The organism is Streptomyces sp. NBC_00209 (assembly GCF_045206345.1).
In the GTDB taxonomy this organism is placed as follows: domain Bacteria; phylum Actinomycetota; class Actinomycetes; order Streptomycetales; family Streptomycetaceae; genus Streptomyces.
This window is the reverse complement of the sequence record NZ_CP108121.1, coordinates 1,675,514-1,700,528: the sequence shown is the minus strand read 5'-3', so window position 1 is coordinate 1,700,528 and position 25,015 is coordinate 1,675,514. Positions and strand designations below refer to the sequence as shown.

The 25,015-nt window shown below is 70.8% G+C and carries 24 protein-coding genes and 5 tRNA genes; 18 read left to right on the top strand and 11 right to left on the bottom strand.

What is annotated here, in order from left to right; translation table 11 throughout:
- Positions 1 to 5: 5 nt before the first annotated feature.
- The 5 genes from OG867_RS07365 to OG867_RS07345 all read right to left on the bottom strand — a co-directional run bounded on the left by OG867_RS07365 (position 6) and on the right by OG867_RS07345 (position 8,896).
- Positions 6 to 3,230, bottom strand: coding sequence for a nitrate- and nitrite sensing domain-containing protein (locus tag OG867_RS07365; protein ID WP_406283719.1), 3,225 nt, complete (start codon positions 3,228 to 3,230; stop codon positions 6 to 8).
- 351 nt (positions 3,231 to 3,581) lie between these two features.
- Positions 3,582 to 4,166: an ATP/GTP-binding protein gene (locus tag OG867_RS07360; RefSeq protein WP_328902596.1), complete on the bottom strand. Its 585-nt coding sequence runs from the start codon at positions 4,164 to 4,166 to the stop codon at positions 3,582 to 3,584.
- The gene (locus OG867_RS07355) at positions 4,147 to 4,554 is read right to left on the bottom strand and encodes a DUF742 domain-containing protein (RefSeq protein ID WP_018521347.1); all 408 of its coding nucleotides are present in this window, start codon (positions 4,552 to 4,554) and stop codon (positions 4,147 to 4,149) included. The genes OG867_RS07360 and OG867_RS07355 overlap by 20 nt, the downstream gene beginning before the upstream one ends.
- A gap of 127 nt (positions 4,555 to 4,681) precedes the next feature.
- Complete coding sequence (locus OG867_RS07350; protein ID WP_168713747.1) at positions 4,682 to 5,095, bottom strand: roadblock/LC7 domain-containing protein; 414 nt, start codon at positions 5,093 to 5,095, stop codon at positions 4,682 to 4,684.
- 9 nt (positions 5,096 to 5,104) lie between these two features.
- Positions 5,105 to 8,896, bottom strand: coding sequence for a nitrate- and nitrite sensing domain-containing protein (locus OG867_RS07345; RefSeq protein WP_406283716.1), 3,792 nt, complete (start codon positions 8,894 to 8,896; stop codon positions 5,105 to 5,107).
- A gap of 584 nt (positions 8,897 to 9,480) precedes the next feature.
- On the opposite strand from OG867_RS07345, the gene OG867_RS07340 reads away from it, so the two are divergent.
- From OG867_RS07340 to OG867_RS07300, 9 genes are all read left to right on the top strand, one after another.
- Positions 9,481 to 9,669: a hypothetical protein gene (locus OG867_RS07340; protein ID WP_406283714.1), complete on the top strand. Its 189-nt coding sequence runs from the start codon at positions 9,481 to 9,483 to the stop codon at positions 9,667 to 9,669.
- An 88-nt stretch (positions 9,670 to 9,757) separates the two neighbouring features.
- Entirely contained in the window at positions 9,758 to 10,534 is a 777-nt protein-coding gene (locus OG867_RS07335) for a fumarylacetoacetate hydrolase family protein (protein WP_328902599.1), read from the top strand.
- A complete protein-coding gene (gene gltX, locus OG867_RS07330; protein ID WP_328902600.1) occupies positions 10,527 to 11,999 on the top strand; it encodes a glutamate--tRNA ligase in 1,473 nt (490 codons plus the stop codon). The genes OG867_RS07335 and gltX overlap by 8 nt, the downstream gene beginning before the upstream one ends.
- 92 nt (positions 12,000 to 12,091) lie before the next feature.
- Positions 12,092 to 12,811, top strand: a complete 720-nt coding sequence (locus OG867_RS07325; RefSeq protein WP_406283711.1) for an HAD family hydrolase — start codon at positions 12,092 to 12,094, stop codon at positions 12,809 to 12,811.
- Positions 12,812 to 12,896: 85 nt separating this feature from the next.
- A tRNA-Gln gene (locus tag OG867_RS07320) sits at positions 12,897 to 12,968 on the top strand.
- A gap of 27 nt (positions 12,969 to 12,995) precedes the next feature.
- Positions 12,996 to 13,068 (top strand) — tRNA-Glu (locus OG867_RS07315).
- A gap of 59 nt (positions 13,069 to 13,127) precedes the next feature.
- A tRNA-Glu gene (locus OG867_RS07310) sits at positions 13,128 to 13,200 on the top strand.
- A 12-nt stretch (positions 13,201 to 13,212) separates the two neighbouring features.
- Positions 13,213 to 13,284, top strand: a tRNA-Gln gene (locus OG867_RS07305).
- A gap of 27 nt (positions 13,285 to 13,311) precedes the next feature.
- Positions 13,312 to 13,384: transfer RNA gene (locus OG867_RS07300), tRNA-Glu, on the top strand.
- 75 nt (positions 13,385 to 13,459) lie between these two features.
- Here OG867_RS07300 and OG867_RS07295 read toward each other — a convergent pair.
- A complete protein-coding gene (locus OG867_RS07295; RefSeq protein ID WP_328902602.1) occupies positions 13,460 to 14,101 on the bottom strand; it encodes a MerR family transcriptional regulator in 642 nt (213 codons plus the stop codon).
- A gap of 102 nt (positions 14,102 to 14,203) precedes the next feature.
- Here OG867_RS07295 and OG867_RS07290 point away from each other — a divergent pair, with 102 nt between their 5' ends.
- Positions 14,204 to 14,704 carry a DUF4188 domain-containing protein gene (locus OG867_RS07290; RefSeq protein ID WP_406290815.1) on the top strand — a complete coding sequence of 167 codons (501 nt, stop codon included), beginning with the start codon at positions 14,204 to 14,206 and terminating at the stop codon, positions 14,702 to 14,704.
- Between the two features lie 77 nt (positions 14,705 to 14,781).
- On the opposite strand, the gene ndgR is transcribed toward OG867_RS07290, so the two are convergent.
- On the bottom strand, positions 14,782 to 15,498 hold the full coding sequence (gene ndgR / locus OG867_RS07285; protein ID WP_003966003.1) for an IclR family transcriptional regulator NdgR: 717 nt from the start codon (positions 15,496 to 15,498) through the stop codon (positions 14,782 to 14,784).
- A 174-nt stretch (positions 15,499 to 15,672) separates the two neighbouring features.
- On the opposite strand from ndgR, the gene leuC reads away from it, so the two are divergent.
- The 4 genes from leuC to OG867_RS07265 all read left to right on the top strand — a co-directional run bounded on the left by leuC (position 15,673) and on the right by OG867_RS07265 (position 18,839).
- A complete protein-coding gene (gene leuC / locus OG867_RS07280) occupies positions 15,673 to 17,097 on the top strand; it encodes a 3-isopropylmalate dehydratase large subunit (protein WP_328902604.1) in 1,425 nt (474 codons plus the stop codon).
- 5 nt (positions 17,098 to 17,102) lie between these two features.
- Entirely contained in the window at positions 17,103 to 17,696 is a 594-nt protein-coding gene (gene leuD, locus OG867_RS07275) for a 3-isopropylmalate dehydratase small subunit (protein WP_328902605.1), read from the top strand.
- A 104-nt stretch (positions 17,697 to 17,800) separates the two neighbouring features.
- Entirely contained in the window at positions 17,801 to 18,028 is a 228-nt protein-coding gene (locus OG867_RS07270) for a hypothetical protein (protein WP_018102425.1), read from the top strand.
- 142 nt (positions 18,029 to 18,170) lie between these two features.
- On the top strand, positions 18,171 to 18,839 hold the full coding sequence (locus OG867_RS07265) for an HU family DNA-binding protein (RefSeq protein WP_328902606.1): 669 nt from the start codon (positions 18,171 to 18,173) through the stop codon (positions 18,837 to 18,839).
- A gap of 94 nt (positions 18,840 to 18,933) precedes the next feature.
- On the opposite strand, the gene OG867_RS07260 is transcribed toward OG867_RS07265, so the two are convergent.
- Both OG867_RS07260 and cofC read right to left on the bottom strand, forming a co-directional pair.
- Positions 18,934 to 19,137, bottom strand: coding sequence for a hypothetical protein (locus tag OG867_RS07260; RefSeq protein ID WP_018102423.1), 204 nt, complete (start codon positions 19,135 to 19,137; stop codon positions 18,934 to 18,936).
- Between the two features lie 9 nt (positions 19,138 to 19,146).
- Entirely contained in the window at positions 19,147 to 19,830 is a 684-nt protein-coding gene (cofC, locus tag OG867_RS07255) for a 2-phospho-L-lactate guanylyltransferase (protein WP_406283706.1), read from the bottom strand.
- Positions 19,831 to 19,992: 162 nt separating this feature from the next.
- Here cofC and OG867_RS07250 point away from each other — a divergent pair, with 162 nt between their 5' ends.
- From OG867_RS07250 to OG867_RS07240, 3 genes are all read left to right on the top strand, one after another.
- Complete coding sequence (locus OG867_RS07250) at positions 19,993 to 20,745, top strand: lysophospholipid acyltransferase family protein (protein WP_328902608.1); 753 nt, start codon at positions 19,993 to 19,995, stop codon at positions 20,743 to 20,745.
- Positions 20,742 to 21,752, top strand: coding sequence for an NAD(P)H-dependent glycerol-3-phosphate dehydrogenase (locus OG867_RS07245; protein ID WP_328902609.1), 1,011 nt, complete (start codon positions 20,742 to 20,744; stop codon positions 21,750 to 21,752). The genes OG867_RS07250 and OG867_RS07245 overlap by 4 nt, the downstream gene beginning before the upstream one ends.
- Positions 21,753 to 21,831: 79 nt before the next feature.
- Positions 21,832 to 22,989 carry a D-alanine--D-alanine ligase family protein gene (locus tag OG867_RS07240; RefSeq protein ID WP_406283703.1) on the top strand — a complete coding sequence of 386 codons (1,158 nt, stop codon included), beginning with the start codon at positions 21,832 to 21,834 and terminating at the stop codon, positions 22,987 to 22,989.
- Positions 22,990 to 23,036: 47 nt separating this feature from the next.
- On the opposite strand, the gene OG867_RS07235 is transcribed toward OG867_RS07240, so the two are convergent.
- A complete protein-coding gene (locus tag OG867_RS07235) occupies positions 23,037 to 23,522 on the bottom strand; it encodes a DUF3515 domain-containing protein (protein WP_328902611.1) in 486 nt (161 codons plus the stop codon).
- Positions 23,523 to 23,542: 20 nt separating this feature from the next.
- Positions 23,543 to 23,776 carry an Lrp/AsnC ligand binding domain-containing protein gene (locus tag OG867_RS07230; protein WP_328902612.1) on the bottom strand — a complete coding sequence of 78 codons (234 nt, stop codon included), beginning with the start codon at positions 23,774 to 23,776 and terminating at the stop codon, positions 23,543 to 23,545.
- 240 nt (positions 23,777 to 24,016) lie between these two features.
- On the opposite strand from OG867_RS07230, the gene OG867_RS07225 reads away from it, so the two are divergent.
- On the top strand, positions 24,017 to 24,985 hold the full coding sequence (locus OG867_RS07225; RefSeq protein WP_018102416.1) for a thiamine-phosphate kinase: 969 nt from the start codon (positions 24,017 to 24,019) through the stop codon (positions 24,983 to 24,985).
- Positions 24,986 to 25,015: the final 30 nt, after the last annotated feature.

The window sequence follows — 25,015 nt, the reverse complement described above, 5'->3', positions numbered from 1 at the left end:
TCACACTAACGCTCCTGGTTGTAGGTAGTACTTGTGTCCGTACCCGCGTTGCGTCCCCGGAGGACACCGCGCCGCAGGTTGCTCAGCCTGCCACGCACGTCTTCCGGAGCGCGGGAGACCTGGGGGCCGCCCTGCTGGGTCTGTTCGGCGGTGCCCTCGACCAGATTGGCCTTGGGCACGCGCCGGGGAAGACCGGACGGGGTTATCCCGCCCGCCTTCGGCTCCCGGAGCTGCTCGGCCCGCTCCCAGCGCTCGTCGTTGGCCGAGCGCCAGTCCTCGGAGCCGTCGTTTCCGGCGTTTCCGTCGGTGGCCTGCTGCGCCGGGGCCGGCCGCTGCGGCAGTTCGTGCTGCTGCGGACGCTCCTGCGCTCCACCGGGCCGGCCGTTCCCGCGGCCGGTGGGCTGCCAGTGCTGCTGGCCGCCCCGGCGCGGCAGACCGGCGTCGGTCATGTCCTGGCCGGCGTTCGGGACGGGGCCCGAACGCTCGAAGCCTACGCGCTCCTGCGGCTCGGCGGGAGCGCTCACCACAGATTCCGGTTCCGCCTGGGCGACCGGCTCGTAGCCGCCCTGGTACGTGCCCTGATCTGCCCACTCTTCCTGCTGGGGCTGGGCGGCGTACTGCTCGCCGTAGCCCTGTACGGGCGCCTCGGGGGCCGCGTAAGCCGCCTCCGGATAGCCGCCCTGGGCACCGTCATAGGCGGGCTGGGCGTCGTAGCCGCCGGCACCGGCGTACGGGTCGTAGCCGCCCTCGTACTGCTGCGCGGCGTAGCCGTCCTGGCCGTTCCCGGCGTAGGCCGCCTCACCGTTCCCGGCGTACGCGTCCTGTCCGTACGCACCCTCGGCGTAGCCCTGCCCGGGCTGCGCCTGCTCCGGGAACGCCTGGCGCTCGCCGCCGGTGGCCTGGGCCTCCAGCGCCGCACGGCGCTCCTCGCGCATCAGCGAGCGGCCCACCGGGTCGAGCTGGGCCGAGTCCGCGGAGCCCTCGTCGTAACGCGAGTCGTCGAAGCCGAGTTCGGCGGCCGTGCGCAGCTGCGGCTGCGGGTGCTGCGGCAGCGCGTCGAACGCCTGCTGCTGCGGGATGATCGAGGAGACGGTGAAGTCGTCCTGCTCCGGCGCGTCGCCGCCGCCACCGTGGGTGATCGCGTCCGGCAGCATGACCAGCGAGGTCGTGCCGGCCTGCTCGCCCGAGGGGCGCAGCTGGACGCGGATGCCGTGCCGGTCGGCGAGCCGGCCGACCACGAACAGGCCCATGCGCTGGGACACCGCGGCGTCCACCGTCGGCGGGTTGGCCAGCTTGTGGTTGATGTCGGCGAAGTCCTCGGCGGTGAGGCCGATGCCCTTGTCGTGGATCTCGATCATCACGCGGCTGTCGGGCAGCCGGGTCGCGGTGACCCGCACCTTGGTCTGCGGCGAGGAGAACGTCGTGGCGTTCTCCAGGAGCTCGGCGAGCAGGTGCACGAGGTCGGTGACGGACTGGCCGTGGATCTCGGTCTCCGGGACGCCGGAGAGCTCGATGCGCTCGTACGACTCCACCTCGGAGGAGGCGGCGCGCAACACGTCCACCAGCGGCACCGGCTGGTTCCAGCGGCGGCCGGGCTCCTCGCCGGCGAGGACGAGAAGGTTCTCGCCGTTCCGGCGCATACGGGTCGCCAGGTGGTCCAGCCGGAACAGGCTCTCCAGCTGGTCCGGGTCGGCCTCGTTGTTCTCCAGGTCGGTGATGAGGGTCAGCTGGCCCTCGATGAGCGACTGGTTGCGGCGCGAGAGGTTGGTGAAGATCGCGTTGACGTTGCCCCGGAGCATGGCCTGCTCGGCCGCGAGCCGGACCGCTTCCTGGTGGACCTGGTCGAAGGCGCGGGCGACCTCGCCGATCTCGTCCTGCGAGTTGATCGGGATGGGCTGTACGCGGGTGTCGACCCGGCCCGGGTCGGTGCGCGAGAGCTGGTCGACCAGCGAGGGCAGCCGCTGCTCGGCGATCCCGAAGGCGGCGGTACGCAGCCGGCGCATCGAGCGGCTCATCTGGCGGGCCATGAGCCCGGCCAGGAGGAACGCGGCCAGCAGGGCGACGACGACGATCGAGGCGTTGACGATGGCGTCGGTCCGGGCGTCGGAGGAGATCTCCGCGGCCTCGGTCACGGCCTTCTCGACCAGCTCGTTCTCGACCGTGGTGTAGCCGTCGAACTTGGCGGTGGCGGCGGCCAGCCAGGTCTCGGGGGTGATCCCCTTGGCCTTCAGCTCGTCCTGGTCCTTGCCGAGGCCGATCTCCTTGGCCATGCCGTCATAGACCGAGCCGTCGATGGAGGGCGGCGCCACGAACGGCACACCGGCCGCGGCGGCCTTCTCCTTGGCCTCCTTCAGCTCGGCGGCGCCGGCGGCCGCCTTGGCCTCCATGACCGTGCGCAGCCGGTTGGCGTCGGCCTCCGTACCACCGGAGGTGAACTCGCCGAGGGCGATCTGCTCCAGGTAGTTGTACGAGCCGAACGCCTTGACCTGGTCGTTGAACTTGCCGCTCTCCTTGCTGGGGCGGACCAGGAGGTGCATGCCGATGGAGCGCTGAAGCGATTCTGCAGCCTTGGCCAGCTCGATCGCGTAGACGGTGCGGCCGTAGCTGGTGATGTTGCCGGTGCCGAGGCCCAGTTCGTTGCAGAACTCCATCAGGGAGTGCTGCACCTGGACGTAGCCCTCCTCGGTCTTCACCGGGTCCATGGCCGCGGTGTAGGCCGCCTTGCGCAGCTGCGGGAGCTTCGGCTCCTCCAGCTTGAACAGCTTGAGACGGCGCTGGAGGCCCTCCTTGGCCGGCATGCCCTTGACGGCGTCGGCGAACTTGGCGGCGGCCGCGTCGGTGGTGGCCCGGGTCTGCGAGACGACCTCGTCGTCGCGCTTGTTCGACAGCAACGGCTGGGCGGTGAGGTCGCGCTCGTTGAGCAGCGCCTGCCCGTACTCGGCGGCGGCCCGCACGATCAGCGCGGTCTTCTCCGCGTCCTGGGCCTCCTGCCAGGTGTTGACCGAGCCCTTCACCTGGAAGCCGCCCATGACGAGGCCGACCAGCACCGGGATCAGGAGGATCGCGTTCAGCCGGGTGGGCACCCGCCAGTTGCGCGGCGACAGCCGGCTGGTGCTGCCACCGGCCGGTGCCCCTTCGGACACGTCGGCGGACGGCGCCGCGGCACGCGACGGCGGGGTGAAATTGCCCCGCTCCGCCTGCGCCGTGGAGCCCTCGTTGTTACGCCTCACTCGACCAACAACCTCTCGGCGTCGGCACCTACGCTGTGCCGGATTTAGTTCAGGGCCGTACTACCTACTCGGGAGTTGGTCGAATTGCAGCACGGCTGACGGTCGCGTTCCAAACAGTCGGAATGGGCGATTCCGAGTGGCTCACGCCTCAGATAAATCGGGCATAAAGAGCGAGCCCCGCCAAAAGGCGAGGCTCATGTGAGCGCAGCGACACCGCTCGTGCGCATCCGGTGTCGGTCGCGGGGCAATTCTCTTTCGAAACGTTATGAATACGGGGGCGGATCGTGTCAAAGGACACAGCCCGCCCCCGTGTGACTACGGTAACTGCCGTATGCCACTTCCTACTTGTGACTACTTCAGCCTGGCCATCAGAGCGTGCTCGACCAGCGTGATCAGGCCGCTCTTCGCGTCCGCGCGGTGCCGCGCGTCCGTGGTGATGATCGGCGTGTCGGGCCCGATCTGAAGGGCTTCGCGCACCTCGTCGGGGGTGTACGGCTGGTGGCCGTCGAAGCCGTTGAGGGCGATGACGAACGGCAGCCCGCTGTTCTCGAAGTAGTCGACCGCCGGGAAGCAGTCGGCGAGGCGGCGGGTGTCGACCAGCACGACGGCGCCGATCGCGCCCCGCACCAGGTCGTCCCACATGAACCAGAAGCGGTCCTGGCCCGGCGTACCGAAGAGGTACAGGATCAGGTCCTGGTCCAGGGTGATGCGGCCGAAGTCCATCGCCACCGTGGTGGTGGTCTTCCCGCCGGTGTGCGTGAGGTCGTCGATGCCCGCCGAGGCGGACGTCATCACGGCTTCGGTGCGCAGCGGATTGATCTCCGAGACGGCACCGACGAACGTGGTCTTACCCACGCCGAACCCACCGGCCACGACGATCTTCGCCGAGGTGGTGGCCCGGGTCGCCGTGCCGCCGTTAGAGCTTGCGAAGTCCACTGAGCACCCTTTCGAGCAGTGTCACATCCGGCGCGCCGCCGGCCTCTCCATTGCCCGGCTGGTGGATGGCCACCATGCCGGCTTCCGCCAGGTCCGCGACGAGGATCCGCGCCACACCGAGGGGCATCGACAGCAGGGCCGAGACCTCGGCCACCGACTTGACCTCGCGGCACAGATGGCAGATCCGCTGATGCTCGGGAAGCAGGGTCCCCAGATGCGCGGGATCGGCCGTGGTGCTGACCAGTGCTTCTATCGCTAGCTGATAGCGCGGCCGGGTGCGTCCACCGGTCATGGCGTACGGACGGACCAGCGGCTGGTCGCCCTCACCTTCGTACGACGCGTGGCTTGACGCGCCGTACGGATCGGGTGAGGCGGGTGGCGGGGTCATGAATCCTCCGGGCGTGACAGCAGAGTGTCGGCTTGCCGTCTGAAGGGGCCGGTGGGGGGCTGTAAGCGGCCGGACGGTCGAGGGTTGGTTTTCGGGTTGATCGTCTGTGTCACTGGTTCACGGCCGCCTAGTGGAGCAGGCTGCCCTGGAGCTCCGCACGGAGGTCCGGGGTCAGGACGGAGCCTGCCCGGTCCACCAGCAGGGCCATCTCGTAGCCGACCAGACCGATGTCGGCGTCCGGATGGGCCAGCACGGCCAGCGAGGAGCCGTCCGAGACGGACATCAGGAACAGGAAGCCCCGCTCCATCTCCACCACGGTCTGGCTGACGGCGCCGCCCTCGAAGATCCGGGAGGCGCCGGCCGTCAGCGAGGTCAGCCCGGACGCGACGGCCGCGAGCTGGTCGGCGCGGTCGCGCGGGAAACCTTCGGACATCGCCAGCAGCAGCCCGTCCGCCGAGACCACCACCGTGTGCGACACCCCTGGGGTGTTGTCCACGAAGTTGGTGATCAGCCAGTTCAGATTCTGTGCGGCCTGACTCATCGGGCTCAACTAACGCTCCTGCTGGTGAGTGGGGCCGAGGGGGAAACTGCCCGTCTGGCCGGTGCCCGCCTGGCGTCCCTGCTGGATGCCGCGGCGGAGGTTGGTCAGACGCCCGCGCACGTCATCGGGCGCTCGCGAGACCTGCGGACCGGACTGGTTGTTCTGCTGCTGGGCGGTACCCGGCACCAGATTGGCGCGCGGGACCCGGCGCGGCAGACCGGACGTGGTGATACCGCCCGCCGCGGGCTTCTTCACCCGCTCCGCCTGCCGGACGATCTCGTCGTTCGGCGACGCCCGCCAGGCGCTCTGCGCACCCGTGTCGCCGAGGGTCCGCTGCGGCGCGGGAGCCACGGGCTCCTGGGCCGGCTGCTGCGGGAAGTCCTGCGCGGGGGCGGCCGGAGGCTGCTGCGGGGCACCCGGCTGCGGACCGCGGAACCAGTTGGTCTCCAGCGTGTCGTACAGCGGGGTGCGGCCGTCGCCGGGCCCGGCCGGCGGCAGCGCCTCGGGCTGCTGCGGCTGCTGGGGCAGGACCGGGCGGTACGGGGCCTCGGGTGCCTGGCCGCCCATGGGCGGACGCGGCGCGCCGAAGTCCTGGTCGTCGCGCTGCCGGGGCACCGGCTGCTGCGGTCCACCGAAGTCCGGGCGGGCGAACTGCGAGGTGCCCGTCACGTCCGGGTTCTGCGGGCCGTTGCCGTACGCGCCGTTGTGCTGGGGGCCGTTCGGCTGCGGTACGCCGCGCTGCGGCAGACCGGGCAGCGGTGCGTTGTGCTGCGGCCCGTTGTACTGCGGTGCGTTGTGCTGCGGGCCGTTGCCCTGCGGCAGACCGGGCTGCTGTCCGTTCGGCGCGGGCGCCGAGAAGTCTGGCCGGGCGAACTCCGCCGTGGAGCCGGGCCCCTGGCGGTCGTCGGCCGGAAGGCGCGGCGCCTGCGGGAAGCGGCCCGTGGTCTCCGACTCCTCGTGACCGCGCGGCGTGTCGAGCGGGGTGCGCCGGGGCGCGGACGGCTCGTCGGTGCCCCAGCTCGTGGTCTGCGGGCGCTGCGGGCCGGGGTAGCCGCCGCCGGGCGCACCCTGGCCCATGTTCGGGCCCGCGTTCGGGGCCGGGGAGCCACCGGGCAGCTCGGCGCGCGGACCGCCGACCGGCGGCAGCTGGCGCTCGCTCCGCCCCGCACCGCGCGGCGGCTCGAAGGCGTTGCGCCCGTCCTGACCGCCCTGGCCGGGCTGGTCGAACCGGGCCTGCTGCGGCTGCGGGGCCTGCGGGGCACCGGGGCCGTTCTGCTCGGGGCGCCGCTGGTCGAAGAGGCTGGGCCGGTTCCCGTCCGGGGCGCCGTCGCCCTGACCGCGGGCGCCGAGCCGGGCACCGCCGAACGCACCGGACAGGCCGCCGCCCTGACGGGGGCCGTCCTGGGCCGGGCGGCCCTGCGGGTTCTGGAACGCCGAGTCCCGCGCGCCGGGTCCGCCCTGCGGGTTCTGCGGGCGGTTGCCGTCGCGGGCGGGCAACGCGGCCCGGGGACCGGCACCGGCGCCGACCTGGCCGCGCTGAGGGGCGGGGCCCGCGGCGGGGCGTCCCGTCTGGGCGTCGTTGCCGCCGGAGAGCAGGCCGCCGGGGGACTGCTGACCGGGCCCCTGCTTCGGGGCCGGCTGCCGTCCGCCGTGCGCGACTTCCACCGGGAGCATGACCAGCGCGGTGGTGCCGCCGGAGTCCGAGGGGCGCAGCTGGATGCGGATGCCGTGACGCAGGGAGAGCCGGCCGACCACGAACAGGCCCATGCGGCGGGAGACCGAGACGTCCACGGTGGGCGGCGAGGCGAGCCGCTCGTTGATCGCGGCCAGGTCCTCCGGGGAGAGCCCGATGCCGGTGTCGTGGATCTCGACCAGCACCCGGCCGTCGGGCAGGGCGTGGCCCGTGACCCGGACCTTCGTCTGCGGCGAGGAGAACGACGTGGCGTTCTCCAGCAGCTCGGCGAGCAGGTGCACGAGGTCGTTGACGACCCGGCCCGCGACCTCGGTGGCGGGCACCGCGGCCAGTTCGATGCGCTCGTACTGCTCCACCTCGGACGCGGCGGCGCGGAGCACGTCGACCAGCGGCACGGGGCGGGTCCACCGGCGGCCCGGTTCCTCGCCGGCGAGGACGAGAAGGTTCTCGCCGTTCCGGCGCATACGGGTCGCGAGGTGGTCGAGCTTGAAGAGCGAGGACAGCTGGTCCGGGTCGGCCTCGCGCGACTCCAGCTCGGAGATGAGCGAGAGCTGGCGCTGGATGAGGCCCTGCGAGCGGCGCGAGAGGTTGGTGAACATCGCGTTGACGTTGCCCCGCAGAAGGGCCTGCTCGGCGGCGAGACGGACCGCCTCGCGGTGCACGTCGTCGAAGGCCGCGGCCACCTTGCCGATCTCGTCACGGGAGTGCACACCGACGGACTCGACCGAGGTGTCCACGTCCTGCGGGTCGGAGTCGGAGAGCTGCTTGACGAGCTCGGGCAGACGGTCCTGGGCGACGCGGGTCGCGGTGTCCTGGAGCCGGCGCAGCGAGCGGATCATGGACCGGGCGACGACGAAGGCGCCGACCAGCGAGACGCCGAGCACGAGCAGGATCAGCGCACCGGAGATGATCGCCTCGCGCTGGGACTCCTCGCGCAGCTCGCGCGCCTTGCTCTCCATGTCGCTGAGGAGGGTCTCCTCGATGCGCTTCATGGCGTTGATCTTGCTGGTGTCCTGGTCGTACCAGTTCATGTACGAGCGCCGGGCCTTGGAGCCGCCCATGGCGAGCGGGTTCTCCAGCATCTTCTGCGCGTACGTGTCCGCGGCCTTGATGTCCGGGTTGCCCTCGTCCAGCGTCGCGGTCAGCTCGGAGGCGTCGTTGCCGGTGGAGGTGTAGATCGCCTCGAACGACGTGCGGGCCGCCTGCTCCTTGCCCCGGGCGGCCAGACCGAACTGCTGGTCGTTGCGGTCGAGGGCGGGCTTCTTGTCGTCGCTGGTGGGCAGCGCGGCGGCGATGATCGCGCGCTGGATCGAGGCGTACTCCTTGGCGGAGGAGAAGGCCGCCAGCGCACGGGTCCGCTTGATCATCTCGGGGCTGCTGGTCGCCTGGGCCATGTCCTGGGACAGGCTCAGCAGCGAGGTGATCAGCTGGCTGTAGGCGTCGACCGTCTGGAGGGCCGGGCTGCCCTTCTCGTACGCGTGCTTGCGGGTGTCGCGGATGGAGCTGAGCCGCGTGGCGATCTGCTGGATGCTGGTGTGGATGCTCTCCAGGGTGTCGTCACCGGTGGTGTCGCCGATCTCGCTCGTGCTCGCGAGGAACGCCAGCTGCGCCCGGTCGGTCTTCTGCCGGGGCGTGGTGATCTTGAAGTCGGTTGCCGGCACGTCGTTCGACAGCGGACCGGCCGTCTGGTCGCGCTCCTCCTGGAGCGCCTGCGCCAGCGAGGTCGCCTGCTTCGTCATCTCGGTCAGCAGCTGCATGTGCTCCAGCTGCTGGATGTCGTTCAGGGAGTCGTTGATGCGCAGACCACCCAGCGTGGTCGCGGCGACCACGGGGAGGGCGAGCAGGGACACCAGGCGTGTGCTGATGCGCCAGTTGCGGAGAGCTACCCGCGAGCCCGTGTTGACGGGGCCCCGGGGCTTGGGCGCGGCGCCCTTCTCGGGCTCGCCGCCTGCCGGAGCGGCGCCGGGGCGGCGGTCGCGGTCACCTTGTTCACCGGCCGCGGCCGATCCGGGGTTCTGGGCGTGCTGGGGCGAGGAACCGCGGTCGGTCCCGCCGCGCGGCTCCTGTTCCGCCGCAGCGCTGCCATCCCTCTTGAAACGTCCCTGCACTAGCGTCGCAACCTCTGGACCAGGCGTTCCTCCGTCGTGAACGGAGAAAACGGTGTCGGCGTGGTGGGGCGTTGTCCTGCCCCATTTGGTGGTCGTGAGTGACCGGCGCTCTTCCCCTTCCCGCCGCCACTCGGCGCTGCGTTGCGCCCCTGCGCGCCGGCTTGAAACCCGCGGCGGTGCGTGGAATTTCAGCACAGTGCTGGATCTCCAACAAGGGCCAGGTACCGGGCTGTGACCTGCGTGACACCGTGTGATGGGTGTGTAACAAGCGGTGGGGGCGGTTCGCGGACATTCCGGATTATTGGGGGTGAGTCCGAACGGGCCGAGGCGTGTCCCAGTCGCCATGATCGGGAGCGGAATGGATGGTTCAGGGGTGACATGTCTGTTTTGAAGACCCGGATCGCGTGTCCGTATTGACGTGATTGTCGTGGTGCTCGTGAGCAAACTCACACGAAGATCGCCGTCTTTTCCGGGTCACCGCAGGGAATTGAATGTTTAGCCTGACGCTTTACTGGGATGGCAGAACCGACAACCGGCGCCCCCTCTCGTACGGGTGGCGCCCCGACGACAGGGCCGTACGGCAGATGAACACGACGACGCTCCGCATCCTCGCCAACCCCCGCCGCACCACGCTGGCACACCTCAAGGACGCCGAGGCGCTGCTGACGGCGGATCTCCCGGAGCACGCGGTCCAGCTGCCGACGCAGACCGCCAACCCGCGCCGCACGATCCTGATGACGGCCCCCGCCCCCGTCACCGCCGCCGCGGAGTAATCCCGCGCGGAAGCGCCCCTCACCCGCGTTAGCCTGGAGCGTCAGTCTTTTCAGGCACCCAGCAAGCAGTGAGGGGCGACAGCAACCCGTGCGCATCGCCAGGTTCTCCATCGACGGCAATGTCGCCTTCGGCGCGGTCGAGGGCGACGGGCCCGATGGTCTCGTCCTCGACATCATCAAGGGCATCCCGTACTCCGCGTTCGAGCTCTCCGGGACCAAGGTCCCGCTGAACAAGGTGCGGCTGCTGCCGCCCGTGCTCCCCAACAAGGTCGTGGCCATCGGCCGCAACTACGCGGAGCACGCCGCCGAACTCGGCAACGAGGTCCCCGACGTCCCCGTCGCCTTCTTCAAGCCCACCACCTCGGTGATCGGCTCCGGCGACGCCATCGAGTACCCCTCCTTCTCCGACGAGGTCCACCACGAGGCCGAGCTGGCCGTGGTCATCGGCCGGATGTGCCGCGAAGTGCCGCGCGAGCGGGTCAAGGACGTCATCTTCGGCTACACCTGCGCCAACGACGTCACCGCCCGCGACGCCCAGAAGCGGGAGAAGCAGTGGGCCCGGGCCAAGGGCTTCGACACCTCCTGCCCCCTCGGCCCCTGGGTGGAGACCGACCTCGACCCCGGTGACCTCGCCATCCAGGCCACGGTCAACGGCGAGCAGCGCCAGCTCGGCCGGACGAGCGACATGATCCGGTCCATCGAGGACCTGGTCGTCCACATCACGGAAGCCATGACGCTGCTTCCGGGCGATGTGATCCTCACCGGCACTCCCGCGGGGGTCGGACCCCTCCATGTCGGCGACGAGGTCGCCGTCACCATCGAAGGCATCGGCACTCTCACCAACAAGGTGATCAAGCGTGGCTAACGCACCTGTACGTGTACGTTTCTGTCCCTCCCCGACCGGCAACCCGCACGTCGGCCTGGTCCGGACGGCCCTCTTCAACTGGGCCTTCGCCCGGCACCACCAGGGCACCCTGGTCTTCCGCATCGAGGACACCGACGCGGCGCGCGACTCCGAGGAGTCGTACGAGCAGCTCCTCGACGCGATGCGCTGGCTCGGCCTGGACTGGGACGAGGGCCCCGAGACCGGCGGCCCGCACGCCCCGTACCGCCAGTCGCAGCGGATGGACATCTACAAGGACGTCGCCGAGAAGCTCCTCGCCGGCGGCTACGCGTACCCCTGCTACTGCACCACGGAGGAACTGGACACCCGCCGCGACGCCGCCCGCGCCGCCGGCCGCCCGTCCGGCTACGACGGCCACTGCCGCGACCTGAGCGACGAGCGCAAGGCCGCGTACGAGGCCGAGGGACGCGCGTCGATCGTCCGCTTCCGGATGCCCGACGAGGCCATCACCTTCACGGACCTGGTCCGCGGCGACATCACCGTCCAGCCGGAGAACGTCCCGGACTACGGCATCGTCCGCGCCAACGGCGCCCCGCTCTACACGCTGGTCAACCCGGTGGACGACGCACTGATGGAGATCACCCACGTCCTGCGCGGCGAGGACCTGCTCTCCTCCACCCCGCGCCAGATCGCCCTGTACCGGGCGCTCATCGAGCTGGGCATCGCCAAGGACACCCCCGCTTTCGGGCACCTGCCGTACGTGATGGGCGAGGGCAACAAGAAGCTCTCCAAGCGCGACCCGCAGGCTTCGCTCAACCTCTACCGCGAGCGCGGCTTCGTCCGTGAGGGGCTGCTCAACTACCTCTCGCTGCTGGGCTGGTCGATCGCCGAGGACCGCGACATCTTCGACATCGAGGAGATGGTCGCCGCCTTCGACATCAAGGACGTCAACGCCAACCCGGCCCGCTTCGACCTCAAGAAGTGCGAGCACGTCAACGCGGAGCACATCCGCCGCCTCGACGTGAAGACCTTCACCGAGGCGTGCGGCCCCTGGCTCCAGGCGCCGTTCGCCCCCTGGGCACCGGAGTCCTTCGACGCGGCGGTCTTCGCCGAGATCGCCCCGCACGCCCAGACCCGGGTCACGGTGCTCTCCGAGATCACCGCCAACGTGGACTTCCTGTTCCTGGACGAGCCGGTGCACGACGAGGCGTCCTGGGCCAAGGCGATGAAGGAGGGCTCCGACGCCCTTCTCGTCACCGCCCGCGCCGCGCTCATCGCCGCCGACTGGAACGCGGACGCCCTGAAGGCCGCCGTCCTCGCCGCCGGTGAGCAGCACGGCCTCAAGCTCGGCAAGGCCCAGGCCCCGGTCCGGGTAGCCGTCACCGGCCGCACGATCGGCCTCCCGCTCTTCGAGTCCCTGGAGATCCTGGGCCGCGAGAAGACGATCGCCCGCATCGACGCGGCCCTGGCCAGGCTGACCGCGTAACGCCGCACCGACGCACGGGACGGGCCCGGCAGCCGCACACCGCGGCCGCCGGGCCCGTCCCGCTGTGCGGGGCCGCGCGTAGAGTTCGGGCCATGCCCATCAGCGCCGTCCTCTGGGACATCGACGACACGTTGTTCGACCACACGACGGCCGCCGCCACCGGGATGGCCCGGCACATCGCGGCGGAGGGGCTGCCCCCGGGGCATGCCTCGGCCGAGGAGGCCGTCGAGGCGTGGCAGCGGCTCACGCGGCGGCACTGGGCGCGGTTCTCCGCCGGGGAGACCGACTGGCAGGGGCAGCGTCGGGACCGGGCCAGGGAGTTCCTCGGGCGGGCACTGGACGACGACGCGGCCGATGCGTGGTTCACCCGCCACATCGCGCACTACGAATCCGCGTGGGCGCTCTTCCCGGACACCGTCCCGGCACTCGACTCCCTGGCGGGGACGTACCGGCACGCCGTGCTCTCCAACTCCGCCCTGGAACAGCAGCACCAGAAGCTGACGGTGCTCGGGGTGCGCGACCGGTTCGAGTCCCTGCTCTGCGCCGCGGAGCTGGGCGTCTCCAAGCCGGACCCCGGGGCCTTCCTCGCCTCCTGCGAGGCGCTGGGGCTCGATGCGCACGAGGTGCTGTACGTCGGGGACGAACCCGACATCGACGCCGCGGGCGCCACCGCCGCCGGCCTCACCGGCGTCTGGCTGGACCGGCGCGGCCGGGGCGGGCGGCCCGAGCTGGCCCGGATCACGGGGCTGGACCAGTTGCCCGGGCTGCTCGCGGGCGATACCCGTTTTGGAGCGCCGGACACCTTCGGGTAATGTTCTTCCTGCGCCGCCCGAGCGGGCCGAAAGATCCGGCCGGGAAGCGCAGACAGAAACAAGGCCCCCAGGGGTTGCGTTTCAGTGGGCTATGGTGTAATTGGCAACACTACGGTTTCTGGTACCGTCATTCTAGGTTCGAGTCCTGGTAGCCCAGCGCAGTACAAAGCAGGTTGTAGGACAAGCCCCCGTTGTGTAGCGGCCTAGCACGCTGCCCTCTCACGGCAGTAGCGCCGGTTCGAATCCGGTCGGGGGTACAGATCCTTCCCGCGAGATCACCTGGGTCGCCCCACGGTCTCGATGCAGGATCGCTAGGGCCCCCGTTGTGTAGCGGCCTAGCACGCTGCCCTCTCACGGCAGTAGCGCCGGTTCGAATCCGGTCGGGGGTACTTGCAACACCATGGGCTATGGTGTAATTGGCAACACTACGGTTTCTGGTACCGTCATTCTAGGTTCGAGTCCTGGTAGCCCAGCGCAGTACAAAGCAGGTTGTAGGACAAGCCCCCGTTGTGTAGCGGCCTAGCACGCTGCCCTCTCACGGCAGTAGCGCCGGTTCGAATCCGGTCGGGGGTACAACAAACAAGACGCGAAGGCCCTTCACCCCGGTGAAGGGCCTTTCGCTTGTACGCGGCGCGGGGCCGCCCCCGCTCAATACCCGTACCGCCGGGCCGACTCCTCCTCCTGGGCCAGCCTGCGCAGCGACGTCAGCAACGGCTCGTACAGCACCGCGGACGCCACCGCCATCTCCACCTGCTGCGAACGCGTCGGGTGGGTCTCCATCAGGTCCAGATCCCGCACGGCCACCTCGTGCATCAGCCGCGCGTGCTCCTCCAGATGCGCGCTCTCGTACGGATAGCCGAGGCGGGCGAGCGTGGCCAGACCCGCGACGAGCGAACGGTAGACGGGGGACAGTTCACCGATCTCCCGGGCACCGGCCCAGCCCAACCGGTCGAGCAGCGCGTCGACTTCCGCCCGCGCCGCCGCCGTCTCCGGGGCCTCCTCGTCCGGCTCGGGGCCGTGCGGCAGCGCCCAGAGGGCCGCGCCGAGCCGGATCGTACGGCCCAGCGACTCGTCGTCCACATGGGCCAGCACCTCGCGGGCCGTGGCGATGGGCAGCCGACCTACCTGGATCAGCGCCCGGACCAGACGCAGCCGGCGCAGATGGCTCTCGTCGTACGCGGCCTGCGTCGCGCTCACCCGCTCTCCCGGCGGCAACAGGCCCTCGCGCAGGTAGTACTTGATCGTCGCGGTCGAGATGCCGCTCTGCTCGCTCAACTCCGAGAGGCGCATGCCGTCCTTCCCTTGCGTCCACCCTTGGACAGTGCCACTATCCAACCATTGGACAGTGTTGCTATCCAACGCCTGCCAGGGGGCCCAGTGTTCGCGAACATCATGCCGGGACGGACGACCGCCGCAGCCGAGGGCGATGTCGTCGTCCTGCTGATCGGCATGCGGATCAACCACTTCAGGGGTGTGCACCACTGGCTGCCGGTCATGCTGGCGATGCTGCGCATGCTGCGGGAGCTCAAGGCGGACCGGGCCAGGGGGCTGCTCGGCCACGTGCTGCTGTCCGGCTCGCCGAGGACGTACTACGTCGTCCAGTACTGGGAGTCGAAGGAGAAGCTGTACGCGTACGCCTCGGCGCCCGACATGTTCCACCGGCGGGCGTGGGCGATGCTCAACCGCAAGGAGAAGAAGTCCCGGCAGCACGTGGGGCTGTGGCACGAGACCTACATCGTGCCCGAGGGAGGCTACGAGTCCCTCTACGCCGACATGCCGGCGTACGGACTGGCCGCGGCGACCGGGTCGTTGCCGATCGAGGGGCGGGGCCGCCGGGCGGCGGACCGGCTCGCGCATCGGTCGGGGGCTCCGGGCGCTTCGGGCGCCAAGTGAAGCGGTGAGGGGCTGAGAAGGGGGCCGCCACGACGCTGGGGCGGCCTCGGGGGAGGGGGGGAGGTGCGCGCCGGGGCTCAGCCGGTGCGGCGCAGCGCCTCGCTCAGCCGGGCGGCCGAGTCGATGACCGCCTGGGCGTGCATCCGGCCCGGGTGGCGGGTCAGCCGCTCGATCGGTCCGGAGACCGAGACCGCGGCGACCACGCGGTTCGACGGGCCGCGCACCGGGGCGGAGACCGAGGCCACGCCCGGCTCGCGCTCACCGATCGACTGGGCCCAGCCGCGCCGCCGTACGCCGGAGAGCGCCGTCGCCGTGAAGCGGGCGCCCTGGAGACCGCGGTGCAGCCGCTCCGGCTCCTCCCAGGCCATCAGGATCTGCGCGGACGAGCCGGCCTTCATGGTCAGCGTGGAGCCGACCGGCACGGTGTCCCGCAGTCCGGACAGCCGCTCCGCCGCCGCCACGCAGATGCGCATGTCGCCCTGGCGCCGGTAGAGCTGGGCGCTCTCGCCGGTGATGTCGCGCAGATGCGTGAGCACCGGCCCCGCCGTGGCCAGCAGGCGGTCCTCGCCGGCCGCCGCCGCCAGCTCGGAGAGCCGGGGGCCGAGAATGAACCGGCCCTGCATGTCCCTCGCCACCATCCGGTGGTGTTCCAGTGCCACGGCCAGCCGGTGGGCCGTGGGTCGTGCGAGCCCGGTCGCCGCGACCAGCCCGGCGAGGGTGGCCGGCCCGGACTCCAGGGCGCTCAATACCAGAGCCGCCTTGTCGAGAACGCCGACGCCGCTAGAGTTGTCCATACGACGATACTCGCGTCTCACTCTGTGAAACGCAAGTTCAATTTTCCCCGGAAGTTGCGAACCTGTACCAGCGGCCCCACAACGGCCCGTGGCCACCGCCCCGTACGGGGGTCCGGACGGGGGCGCACCGAATCTCTAGTTGGGCCGGCGATGACGCCGGCCGGAGGGAAAGCGATGGGTAGGACACTCGCGGAGAAGGTTTGGGACGACCATGTCGTCCGGCGCGCCGAGGGCGAGCCCGACCTCCTCTTCATCGATCTGCACCTGCTGCACGAGGTGACCAGTCCCCAGGCGTTCGACGGCCTGCGGCAGGCCGGACGCCCGGTGCGGCGCCTCGACCTCACCATCGCCACCGAGGACCACAACACCCCGACCCTCGACATCGACAAGCCGATCGCCGACCCGGTCTCCCGCGCCCAGCTGGAGACGCTGCGGAAGAACTGCGCGGACTTCGGCGTCCGGCTGCACCCGCTGGGCGACGTCGAGCAGGGCGTCGTGCACGTGGTCGGTCCGCAGCTGGGCCTGACCCAGCCCGGCACCACCGTCGTCTGCGGCGACTCCCACACGTCCACGCACGGCGCGTTCGGCGCCCTCGCGTTCGGCATCGGCACCAGCCAGGTCGAGCACGTGCTGGCCACCCAGACGCTGCCGCTGGCCCGCCCGAAGACCATGGCGATCACCGTCGACGGCGAACTGCCCGACGGTGTCACCGCCAAGGACCTCATCCTGGCGATCATCGCCCGGATCGGCACCGGTGGCGGCCAGGGCTACATCCTCGAATACCGCGGCTCCGCCATCGAGAAGCTCTCGATGGAGGCCCGGATGACCATCTGCAACATGTCGATCGAGGCCGGTGCGCGGGCGGGCATGATCGCCCCCGACCGGACCACCTTCGACTACCTGCAGGGCCGCGACCACGCCCCGCAGGGCGAGGACTGGGACGCCGCCGTCGCGTACTGGAAGACGCTGCGCACCGACGACGACGCCGTCTTCGACGCCGAGGTGGTCATCGAGGCCGCCGAGCTGGCGCCGTTCGTCACCTGGGGCACCAACCCCGGCCAGGGCGCTCCCCTGTCGGCCAGCGTCCCCGACCCGGCCTCGTACGAGGACGCCTCGGAGCGCAACGCCGCAGAAAAGGCCCTGGAGTACATGGGGTTGACCGCGGGCCAGCCGCTGCGCGAGATCAGCGTCGACACCGTCTTCGTGGGCTCCTGCACCAACGGCCGCATCGAGGACCTGCGCAACGCCGCCGCGATCCTGGACGGCCGCAAAGTCGCCGACGGCGTACGGATGCTGGTCGTCCCGGGCTCCGTCCGGGTCGCCCTGCAGGCGGTCGACGAGGGCCTGGACAAGGTCTTCACCGCCGCCGGCGCCGAATGGCGGCACGCGGGCTGCTCGATGTGCCTCGGCATGAACCCCGACCAGCTGGCCCCCGGCGAGCGCTCCGCCTCCACCTCGAACCGCAACTTCGAGGGGCGGCAGGGCAAGGGCGGCCGTACGCACCTGGTCTCCCCGCAGGTCGCCGCCGCCACCGCCGTGCTGGGCCATCTGGCCTCGCCCGCCGACCTGTCCGACGACCGCACGCCCGCCGGAGTCTGAGAATCATGGAAGCTTTCACCGCACACACCGGCCGGGCCGTTCCGCTGCGCCGCAGCAACGTGGACACCGACCAGATCATTCCCGCCCACTGGCTCAAGAAGGTCACCCGGGACGGCTTCGAGGACGGTCTCTTCGAGGCGTGGCGCAAGGACGAGACCTTCGTCCTCAACCGCCCCGAGCGCCAGGGCGGCTCGGTCCTGGTGGCCGGCCCCGACTTCGGCACCGGCTCCTCCCGCGAGCACGCCGTCTGGGCGCTGCAGAACTACGGCTTCAAGGCCGTCATCTCCTCCCGGTTCGCCGACATCTTCCGCGGTAACTCGCTGAAGAACGGTCTGCTGACCGTGGTCCTGGACCAGAAGACCGTCGACGCCCTCTGGGAGCTGACGGAGGCCGACCCGACGGCCGAGGTGACGGTCGACCTGGAGGCCCGGCAGGTCCGCGCCGAGGGCATCACCGCCGACTTCGAGCTGGACGAGAACGCCCGCTGGCGGCTGCTGAACGGCCTGGACGACATCAGCCTCACCCTTCAGAACGAAGCCGACATCGCGGCTTACGAGGCGGCCCGCCCGGCCCACAAGCCCCGCACAATTCCGGCCTGATCAGCGCGTTTTCAGGACTGCGCCCCCTGCCTTCTGGTAGGGGGCGCAGTCGTTTGTTGGGACCCCGTCGGGCGACAACTCGCCCCAGATGGCACAATCGGTGCATGGAACGCGACAGCCAACTCAAGATTTACGGCCAAGTCGCCGACCAATTGAAGGAAGCGCACTCCCGGGTGCGCGCACTGCAAGTCCCGGACGGCGTAAGGATGGCGTTGAACCGGAAGCTGTTGGTCGTCACGGCCACGGCGAAGCACGATCTCCCGGGCGCGGCAAGGCGTCTGGACCGGTTGATGAAGGACCTCGACGAGGGCCGATTCCCCGAAGGTGACTGACTCCGCAGAACTGCGCAGCGGTCGACTTCGTTGCGGCACTAGGGTGATTAGCCCGTTTCGTGTTTGATTTGCGGTATATATCTGCCTAACGTGCGAAAAAGCCGGACGGATTCGTTCCGGCAATGTCTCCGAAGGGGAAGACGTGAACAAGGCGCAGCTCGTAGAAGCGATTGCCGACAAGGTCGGCGGCCGGCAGCAGGCCGCGGACGCCGTCGACGCGGTGCTCGACGCGATCGTCCGTGCGGTTGTCGCGGGGGACCGGGTCTCGGTCACCGGCTTCGGCTCGTTCGAGAAGGTCGACCGCCCCGCCCGCTACGCCCGCAACCCCCAGACGGGTGAGCGCGTGCGGGTCAAGAAGACCTCGGTGCCCCGCTTCCGCGCCGGCCAGGGCTTCAAGGACCTGGTCAGCGGCTCCAAGAAGCTCCCCAAGAACGACGTGGCCGTGAAGAAGGCCCCCAAGGGCAGCCTCTCGGGCGGTTCTTCCACCCGTACGACGGCCAAGGCCGCCGCCAAGAAGGCCACCGCGAAGAAGGCCGTGGCGAAGAAGGCCACCGCCAAGAAGGCCGCCCCGGCGAAGAAGGCCACCGCCGCGGCCAAGAAGACCACCGCGACCGTGAAGAAGACCTCGCCGGCGAAGAAGACGACGGCGGCCGCGAAGAAGGCCACCCCGGCGGCGAAGTCGACGGCGGCCAAGAAGACCACCGCCGCCAAGACCGCGCCCGCCAAGAAGACCACGGCGAAGAAGGCGCCCGCGAAGAAGACCACCGCGCGCAAGACCACGGCCAAGAAGGCCACCGCGCGCAAGAAGTGAGACCGGGCCGCACAGGCCCCCACACGCGCCGGGCCGGGCTCCCCTCGGGGAGCCCGGCCCGCGGGCTGTCCGGGGAACGCGCCCCGGGAGCGGCTCAGAACGTCTGAAGCGTCACCAGGCTGATCCGCAGCCCGGCCCCCTCACCCTCGCCCTCGATCCGCACCCGCTGCCCCGGCCGCAGCAGCCGCAGGCCGCCCGCGTCGAAGGCCGCCGCGTCGAAGTCCACCGGGGTGCCGTCATCGAGCAGCACACTGCCGCTCCGCGTCTCGGGGTCGTACGTGTACGAGGTCGCCTGCATGGGTGCAGACTATCGGTCCCGTGCGAACGCCCCGGCGGCCCAGCGGCCCGCCGTGAACGGGCCGACGCCCAGCTCCAGCGCCACCCGCAGATCCTCGCCGGTGTCCACGTCCCGGCGCACCGAATCGATCCCCGGCAGCGTGATTTCCACCGCACCCGACGCCAGATGGCGTACCCGCGACGGGCCGCCGAATGCGGGCCGCAATTCCACTCCCGGAGCAGCCGACAGAAATGTCGTCCCGATTCCCGCCGCATCGGGAACAAATGCGCGGGGAAAAGCGGCAGAGAATTCGAGGACCCGGGACAATTCCCCCGGCCGCAGTGCGGGCAGATCCGCGTTGAGCGCGGCCAGCGGCGCTCCCGGCCTGCCCGACCTGGCCGCCCGCTCACCGTGCGCGAGGGCCGCGTTGAGCCCGGCCCCCGGCGCATCGGGCACGACCAGGGCGCCGAGCGCGGCCAGCGCCGCCCCCGCCGCCGTGTCGTCCGTGACGACCACCACATCCGCCACATCCGGGCAGGACAGCGCGGCGGCCACCGTGTCACGGGCGAAGGCGAGGGCGAGCCGGGGCCGCAACAGCGCGCCGGAGGCGGGCGCCAGCCTGCTCTTGGCCCGCGCCAGGGGCTTCAACGGGACGACCAGGGACCAGCGCCCGGCCGGGTCGGTGTTCGTGGCGGTCCCTCCCTCGATACACATCGCCGCCCATTCTCGCCTGCCGGTGCGCCGACCCGGAGGGGCGCTCCCCGGGGCGAGGCGTACGGTGTTCTCGACACAGCAGGGGCCTGGGGCGAGACTTGACCCTCGGTAGTCAGACAGCAGACAGTTCCACGGTCTTGTTCACAGAGGAAAGGTGTCCGAGTGTCCCGCCGCAGAATCGGCTTCTGGTACCGCCTGGCGGCGGTCATCGCGAAACCGCCGCTGGTGGTTCTGTTCAAGCGCGACTGGCGGGGAACGGAACACATTCCGGCCGACGGCGGATTCATCACAGCGGTCAATCACAACTCGTACCTGGACCCGCTCTCGTACGGGCACTTCCAGTACAACACCGGCCGCGTGCCGCGCTTTCTGGCCAAGGCGGGACTCTTCAAGGGTGCCTTCATCGGCACGATGCTGCGTGGCACCGGCCAGATCCCCGTCTACCGCGAGACCACCAACGCGATGGACGCCTTCCGGGCCGCCGTCGGCGCCATCGAGCGCGGCGAGTGCGTCTGCTTCTACCCCGAGGGCACCCTCACCCGCGACCCCGACATGTGGCCGATGGCCGGCAAGACCGGCGCCGCCCGCGTCGCGTTGATGACCCGGGCCCCCGTCATCCCGGTCGCACAGTGGGGCGCCAACGAGGCGATGCCGCCGTACGCCACGGAGAAGAAGATGCGCCTCCTGCCCCGCAAGACCCTCCGGGTCAAGGCCGGGCCGCCCGTCGACCTCTCCCGGTTCTACGACCAGGAGCCGACGCCCGAGGTGCTGCGCGAGGTCACCGAGGTGATCATGCGGGCGATCACCGCACAGCTGGAGGAGATCCGCGGGCAGCAGGCACCCGCCGAGCCCTACGATCACCGCAAGGCCCGCGCCGAACAGCGGCGCAGGGCCCAAGGAGAGGGACTCACGTGACGCACCGCCCGAAGGCCGCCGTCTTCGGAACCGGATCCTGGGGTACCGCCTTCGCCGTCGTCCTCGCGGACGCGGGCTGCGAAGTGACGCTCTGGGGCCGCCGGGCCGAGGTCGCGGAGGCCGTCAACACCACCCGTACCAACCCCGAGTACCTGCCGGGCATCGAGCTGCCCGCCTCGGTCCGGGCCACCACGGACGCGACCGAGGCGCTGCGCGGCGCCGACTACGCGGTGCTCGTCGTGCCCTCCCAGACGCTGCGCGCCAACCTCGCCGACTGGACCCCGCACCTGGAACCGCAGACGGTGCTCGTCTCCCTCATGAAGGGCGTCGAACTCGGCACCGCCAAGCGGATGAGCGAGGTCATCGAGGACGTCACCGGGGTGTCCCCGGACCGCATCGCCGTCATCACCGGGCCCAACCTCGCCAAGGAGATCGCCGAACGCCGCCCCGCCGCGGCCGTCGTCGCCTGCCGGGACGAGTCTGTCGCCCAGCGCCTCCAGGCCGCCTGCCACACCCCGTACTTCCGCCCGTACACCAGCACCGACGTGGTCGGCTGCGAACTCGGCGGCGCCGTCAAAAACGTCATCGGCCTCGCCGTCGGCATCGCGGACGGCATGGGGCTCGGCGACAACACCAAGGGCTCGCTCATCACCCGGGGCCTCGCCGAGACGATCCGGCTGGGCGCGGCCATGGGCGCCGACCCGCTGACCTTCTCCGGACTCGCCGGTCTCGGCGACCTGGTGGCGACCTGCTCCTCGCCGCTCTCGCGCAACCACACCTTCGGCACCAACCTCGGCCGCGGCATGACGCTCCAGGAGGCCATCGCCGCCACCAAGCAGACCGCCGAGGGCGTCAAGTCCTGCGAATCGGTGCTCGACCTGGCCCGCAGGCACGGTGTGGAGATGCCGCTGACCGAGACCATCGTCAGCATCGTGCACGAGGGCAAGCCGCCGAAGGTCGCGGTCAAGGAGCTCATGTCGCGCAGCGCCAAGGCGGAACGGCACTGACGCCACCCGGGGCCACCCGCCCCGCGGCGGCCCGTGCCGCGCTGACGCGGCCGGTACCAGCAGGTACGCTCATCGCGATATGAGCAGCGAGAACCTCCCCCAGAGCCCGGAGCAGCAGCTCCGCAAGCCGCGCGTGGCCGTCGTGTTCGGCGGCCGCAGCTCCGAACACGGCATTTCGGTGGTCACGGCCGGCGCCGTCCTGAACGCCATCGACCGGACGAAGTACGACGTCCTGCCGATCGGCATCACGACGGACGGCCGCTGGGCGCTCACCGCCGACGAACCGGAACGCATGGCCATCGCCAACCGGACCATGCCGGACGTGGCGCAGCTGGCCGAGTCCGAGGAGGGCGGGGTCGTGCTCTCCGTCGACCCCGGCAGCCGCGAAGTGGTCTACACCGAGCCCGGCGCGGTGCCCAAGGCGCTCGGCGAGGTCGACGTCGTCTTCCCCGTCCTGCACGGCCCGTACGGCGAGGACGGCACCCTCCAGGGACTCCTGGAGCTGTCCGGTGTGCCGTATGTGGGCGCCGGCGTCCTCGCCTCGGCCGTCGGCCAGGACAAGGAGTACATGAAGCGGGTCTTCACCTCCTTCGGCCTCGCCGTCGGCCCGTACCTGGTGGTCCGGCCCCGCGAGTGGGAGAGCGACCCCGCCGCCGTCCGCAAGCGCATCACCGCCTTCGCCGACGAGCAGGGCTGGCCGCTCTTCATCAAGCCCGCCCGCGCCGGCTCGTCCATCGGCATCACCAAGGTCGAGGACGCCTCCGGTCTCGACGCGGCCATCGAGGAGGCCCGCCGCCACGACCCGAAGTTCCTGGTCGAGTCGCTGCTGAGGGGCCGCGAGATCGAGTGCGGCGTCCTGGAGTTCGAGGACGGGCCGCGCGCCAGCGTGCCGGCCGAGATCCCGCCGGTCACCGCCCACGACTTCTACGACTTCGAGGCCAAGTACATCGACGCCGCCTCCGGGATCGTGCCGGCGCCGCTCACCGAGGAGCAGACCGCCGAGGTCCAGCGGCTCGCCGTCGAAGCCTTCGACGCGTGCTCCTGCGAGGGCCTGGTACGCGCCGACTTCTTCCTCACCGAGGACGGCGGCTTCGTCATCAACGAGATCAACACCCTGCCGGGCTTCACCCCGATCTCCATGTACCCGCGCATGTGGCAGGAGAGCGGGGTCAGCTACCAGCAGCTGGTGGACCGGCTCATCCAGGCCGCGCTGAACCGGCCGACCGGCCTGCGCTGACCCGGCGGAACACGGCGAAGGGTGTGCGCTCCGAGCGGGCGCACACCCTAGAACCGGTTCGGGACCGTCTTCTTCACCGCCGGGGCGAACGCCGCGAGCGGCGTCGTGTCATGCGCGTACGCCTCCGAGAGCGACACCTCGACGTACGCCTTGCGCAGGGTCGTCGTCAGCCGGGGGCCGTCGCCGTCCCGTTGCTCCAGCATCCAGTTGACCCCGCTCGCGGTGATGCCCTTCGACTGGTCGTCGTCCATCTTCGCGGGGCGCTCCACACCGCAGCGCAGTACGATCGCCCCGTCCCCCCACCCGGCGGTCAGCACCGAGGCGGGTTCGGGGTCGTTCCGCTCCAGACCGCCGACGGTGTCCGGCAGTTCCCTGTCCAGCGCGCGGCAGTAGGCTGCGGCTTCCGGGGACGGGGAGGGCACCGTGACCGACGCCGTCGCCTCGCCCCCGGAACAGCCCGCCGCCAGCAACACCAGGGCGGCGGACGGAACGAGGAGCACGGGGTGGAGGAGCCGGCGGCTGGAGGACGTCACCGGCCCAGCGTAGACGGGGGCTACAGGTGAACGACCGGGCAGGTCAGGGTTCGGGTGATGCCGTCCACTTGCTGGACCCGCGCCACCACCATGCGCCCGAGCTCGTCCACCGTCTCGGCCTGGGCGCGCACGATCACGTCGTAGGGACCGGTGACGTCTTCTGCCTGGATGACTCCCGGGAGCTTGGAGATGGTCTCGGCGACGATCGACGCCTTGCCCACCTCGGTCTGAATGAGGATGTACGCCTGTACCACGGAACCTCCAGGGCGGCCACGAGGATCATGTGGGGGAAAGGGACGCCACGTTATCGCGTCGCCGCGCGGAGCGGGGAGACCCGCGGGCCGGATGACGTCCTCAGCGTGGCGTACAGAACGCGCAAGTTGACGTAACTCTTGACAGTACCGACAGCAGAGACGGCACGCGACCGCGAGTGGGGCGGCGCGCACGGGGGACAGGCCGGAGCGTCCGGCCCGACAGATGAGAGGTGACACTCGGTGAAGGCAACCGTGGGCGAGTTGGGGGAGTTCGGGCTCATCAAGGAGCTCACGTCCCGGCTCACCACCACTCCGGCGGTCCGGCTCGGCCCGGGCGACGACGCCGCGGTCGTGACCGCCCCCGACCGCAGGGTCGTGGCCAGCACGGACATCCTGCTGGAGGGACGGCACTTCCGGCGCGACTGGTCGACGGCGTACGACGTGGGCCGCAAGGCCGCCGCGCAGAACCTCGCCGACATCGCCGCCATGGGCGCCGTGCCCACCGCGCTGCTGCTCGGCCTCGTCGTCCCCGCCGAACTCCCGGTCACCTGGGCCGCCGAGCTGATGGACGGACTGCGCGACGAGTGCCAGGTCGCGGGGGCGGCCGTGGTCGGCGGGGACGTCGTGCGCGGCGACCTCATCACCGTCTCGATCACGGCGCTCGGCGACCTGCGCAACCACGAACCCGTCACCCGGGCCGGCGCCCAGCCCGGGGACGTCGTCGCCGTCACCGGCTGGCTCGGCTGGTCCGCCGCCGGATACGCCGTGCTCTCCCGGGGCTTCCGCTCGCCGCGCGCCTTCGTGGAGGCCCACCGCCGCCCCGAACCGCCGTACCACGCGGGCCCCGCGGCCGCCGGGCTCGGCGCCACCGCCATGACCGACGTCAGCGACGGGCTCGTCGCCGACCTCGGGCACATCGCCGAGGCCAGCAAGGTCCGCATCGACCTGCGGTCCGGGCTCATCGACGTGCCGTCCCAGATGTCGGACATCGGGCAGGCCGTCGGCGTCGACCCCATGCAGTGGGTGCTGACCGGTGGCGAGGACCACGCCATCGTCGCGACCTTCCCGCCCGACGTGAAGCTCCCGGCCCGCTGGAAGGTGATCGGCGAGGTCCTCAACCCCTCGGCGCTGCCCCAGGTGACCGTCGACGGGGCGCCCTGGACGAGCAAGAACGGCTGGGACCACTTCGGCGACATCGAGGACTCCTGAGGCCGGTCCGGCCCTGACCCGCCGGACACG

What these genes read in the sequence shown, in the direction of transcription:
- OG867_RS07355 (WP_018521347.1), bottom strand. Translation starts at nt 4,554, where the DNA reads ATGACCCCGCCACCCGCCTCACCCGATCCGTACGGCGCGTCAAGCCAC.
- OG867_RS07325 (WP_406283711.1), top strand. Translation starts at nt 12,092, where the DNA reads ATGCCCATCAGCGCCGTCCTCTGGGACATCGACGACACGTTGTTCGAC.
- OG867_RS07350 (WP_168713747.1), bottom strand. Translation starts at nt 5,095, where the DNA reads ATGAGTCAGGCCGCACAGAATCTGAACTGGCTGATCACCAACTTCGTG.
- cofC (WP_406283706.1), bottom strand. Translation starts at nt 19,830, where the DNA reads ATGTGTATCGAGGGAGGGACCGCCACGAACACCGACCCGGCCGGGCGC.
- OG867_RS07290 (WP_406290815.1), top strand. Translation starts at nt 14,204, where the DNA reads ATGCCGGGACGGACGACCGCCGCAGCCGAGGGCGATGTCGTCGTCCTG.
- OG867_RS07260 (WP_018102423.1), bottom strand. Translation starts at nt 19,137, where the DNA reads ATGCAGGCGACCTCGTACACGTACGACCCCGAGACGCGGAGCGGCAGT.
- OG867_RS07240 (WP_406283703.1), top strand. Translation starts at nt 21,832, where the DNA reads ATGAGCAGCGAGAACCTCCCCCAGAGCCCGGAGCAGCAGCTCCGCAAG.
- OG867_RS07340 (WP_406283714.1), top strand. Translation starts at nt 9,481, where the DNA reads ATGAACACGACGACGCTCCGCATCCTCGCCAACCCCCGCCGCACCACG.
- leuC (WP_328902604.1), top strand. Translation starts at nt 15,673, where the DNA reads ATGGGTAGGACACTCGCGGAGAAGGTTTGGGACGACCATGTCGTCCGG.
- OG867_RS07295 (WP_328902602.1), bottom strand. Translation starts at nt 14,101, where the DNA reads ATGCGCCTCTCGGAGTTGAGCGAGCAGAGCGGCATCTCGACCGCGACG.
- OG867_RS07270 (WP_018102425.1), top strand. Translation starts at nt 17,801, where the DNA reads ATGGAACGCGACAGCCAACTCAAGATTTACGGCCAAGTCGCCGACCAA.
- ndgR (WP_003966003.1), bottom strand. Translation starts at nt 15,498, where the DNA reads ATGGACAACTCTAGCGGCGTCGGCGTTCTCGACAAGGCGGCTCTGGTA.
- leuD (WP_328902605.1), top strand. Translation starts at nt 17,103, where the DNA reads ATGGAAGCTTTCACCGCACACACCGGCCGGGCCGTTCCGCTGCGCCGC.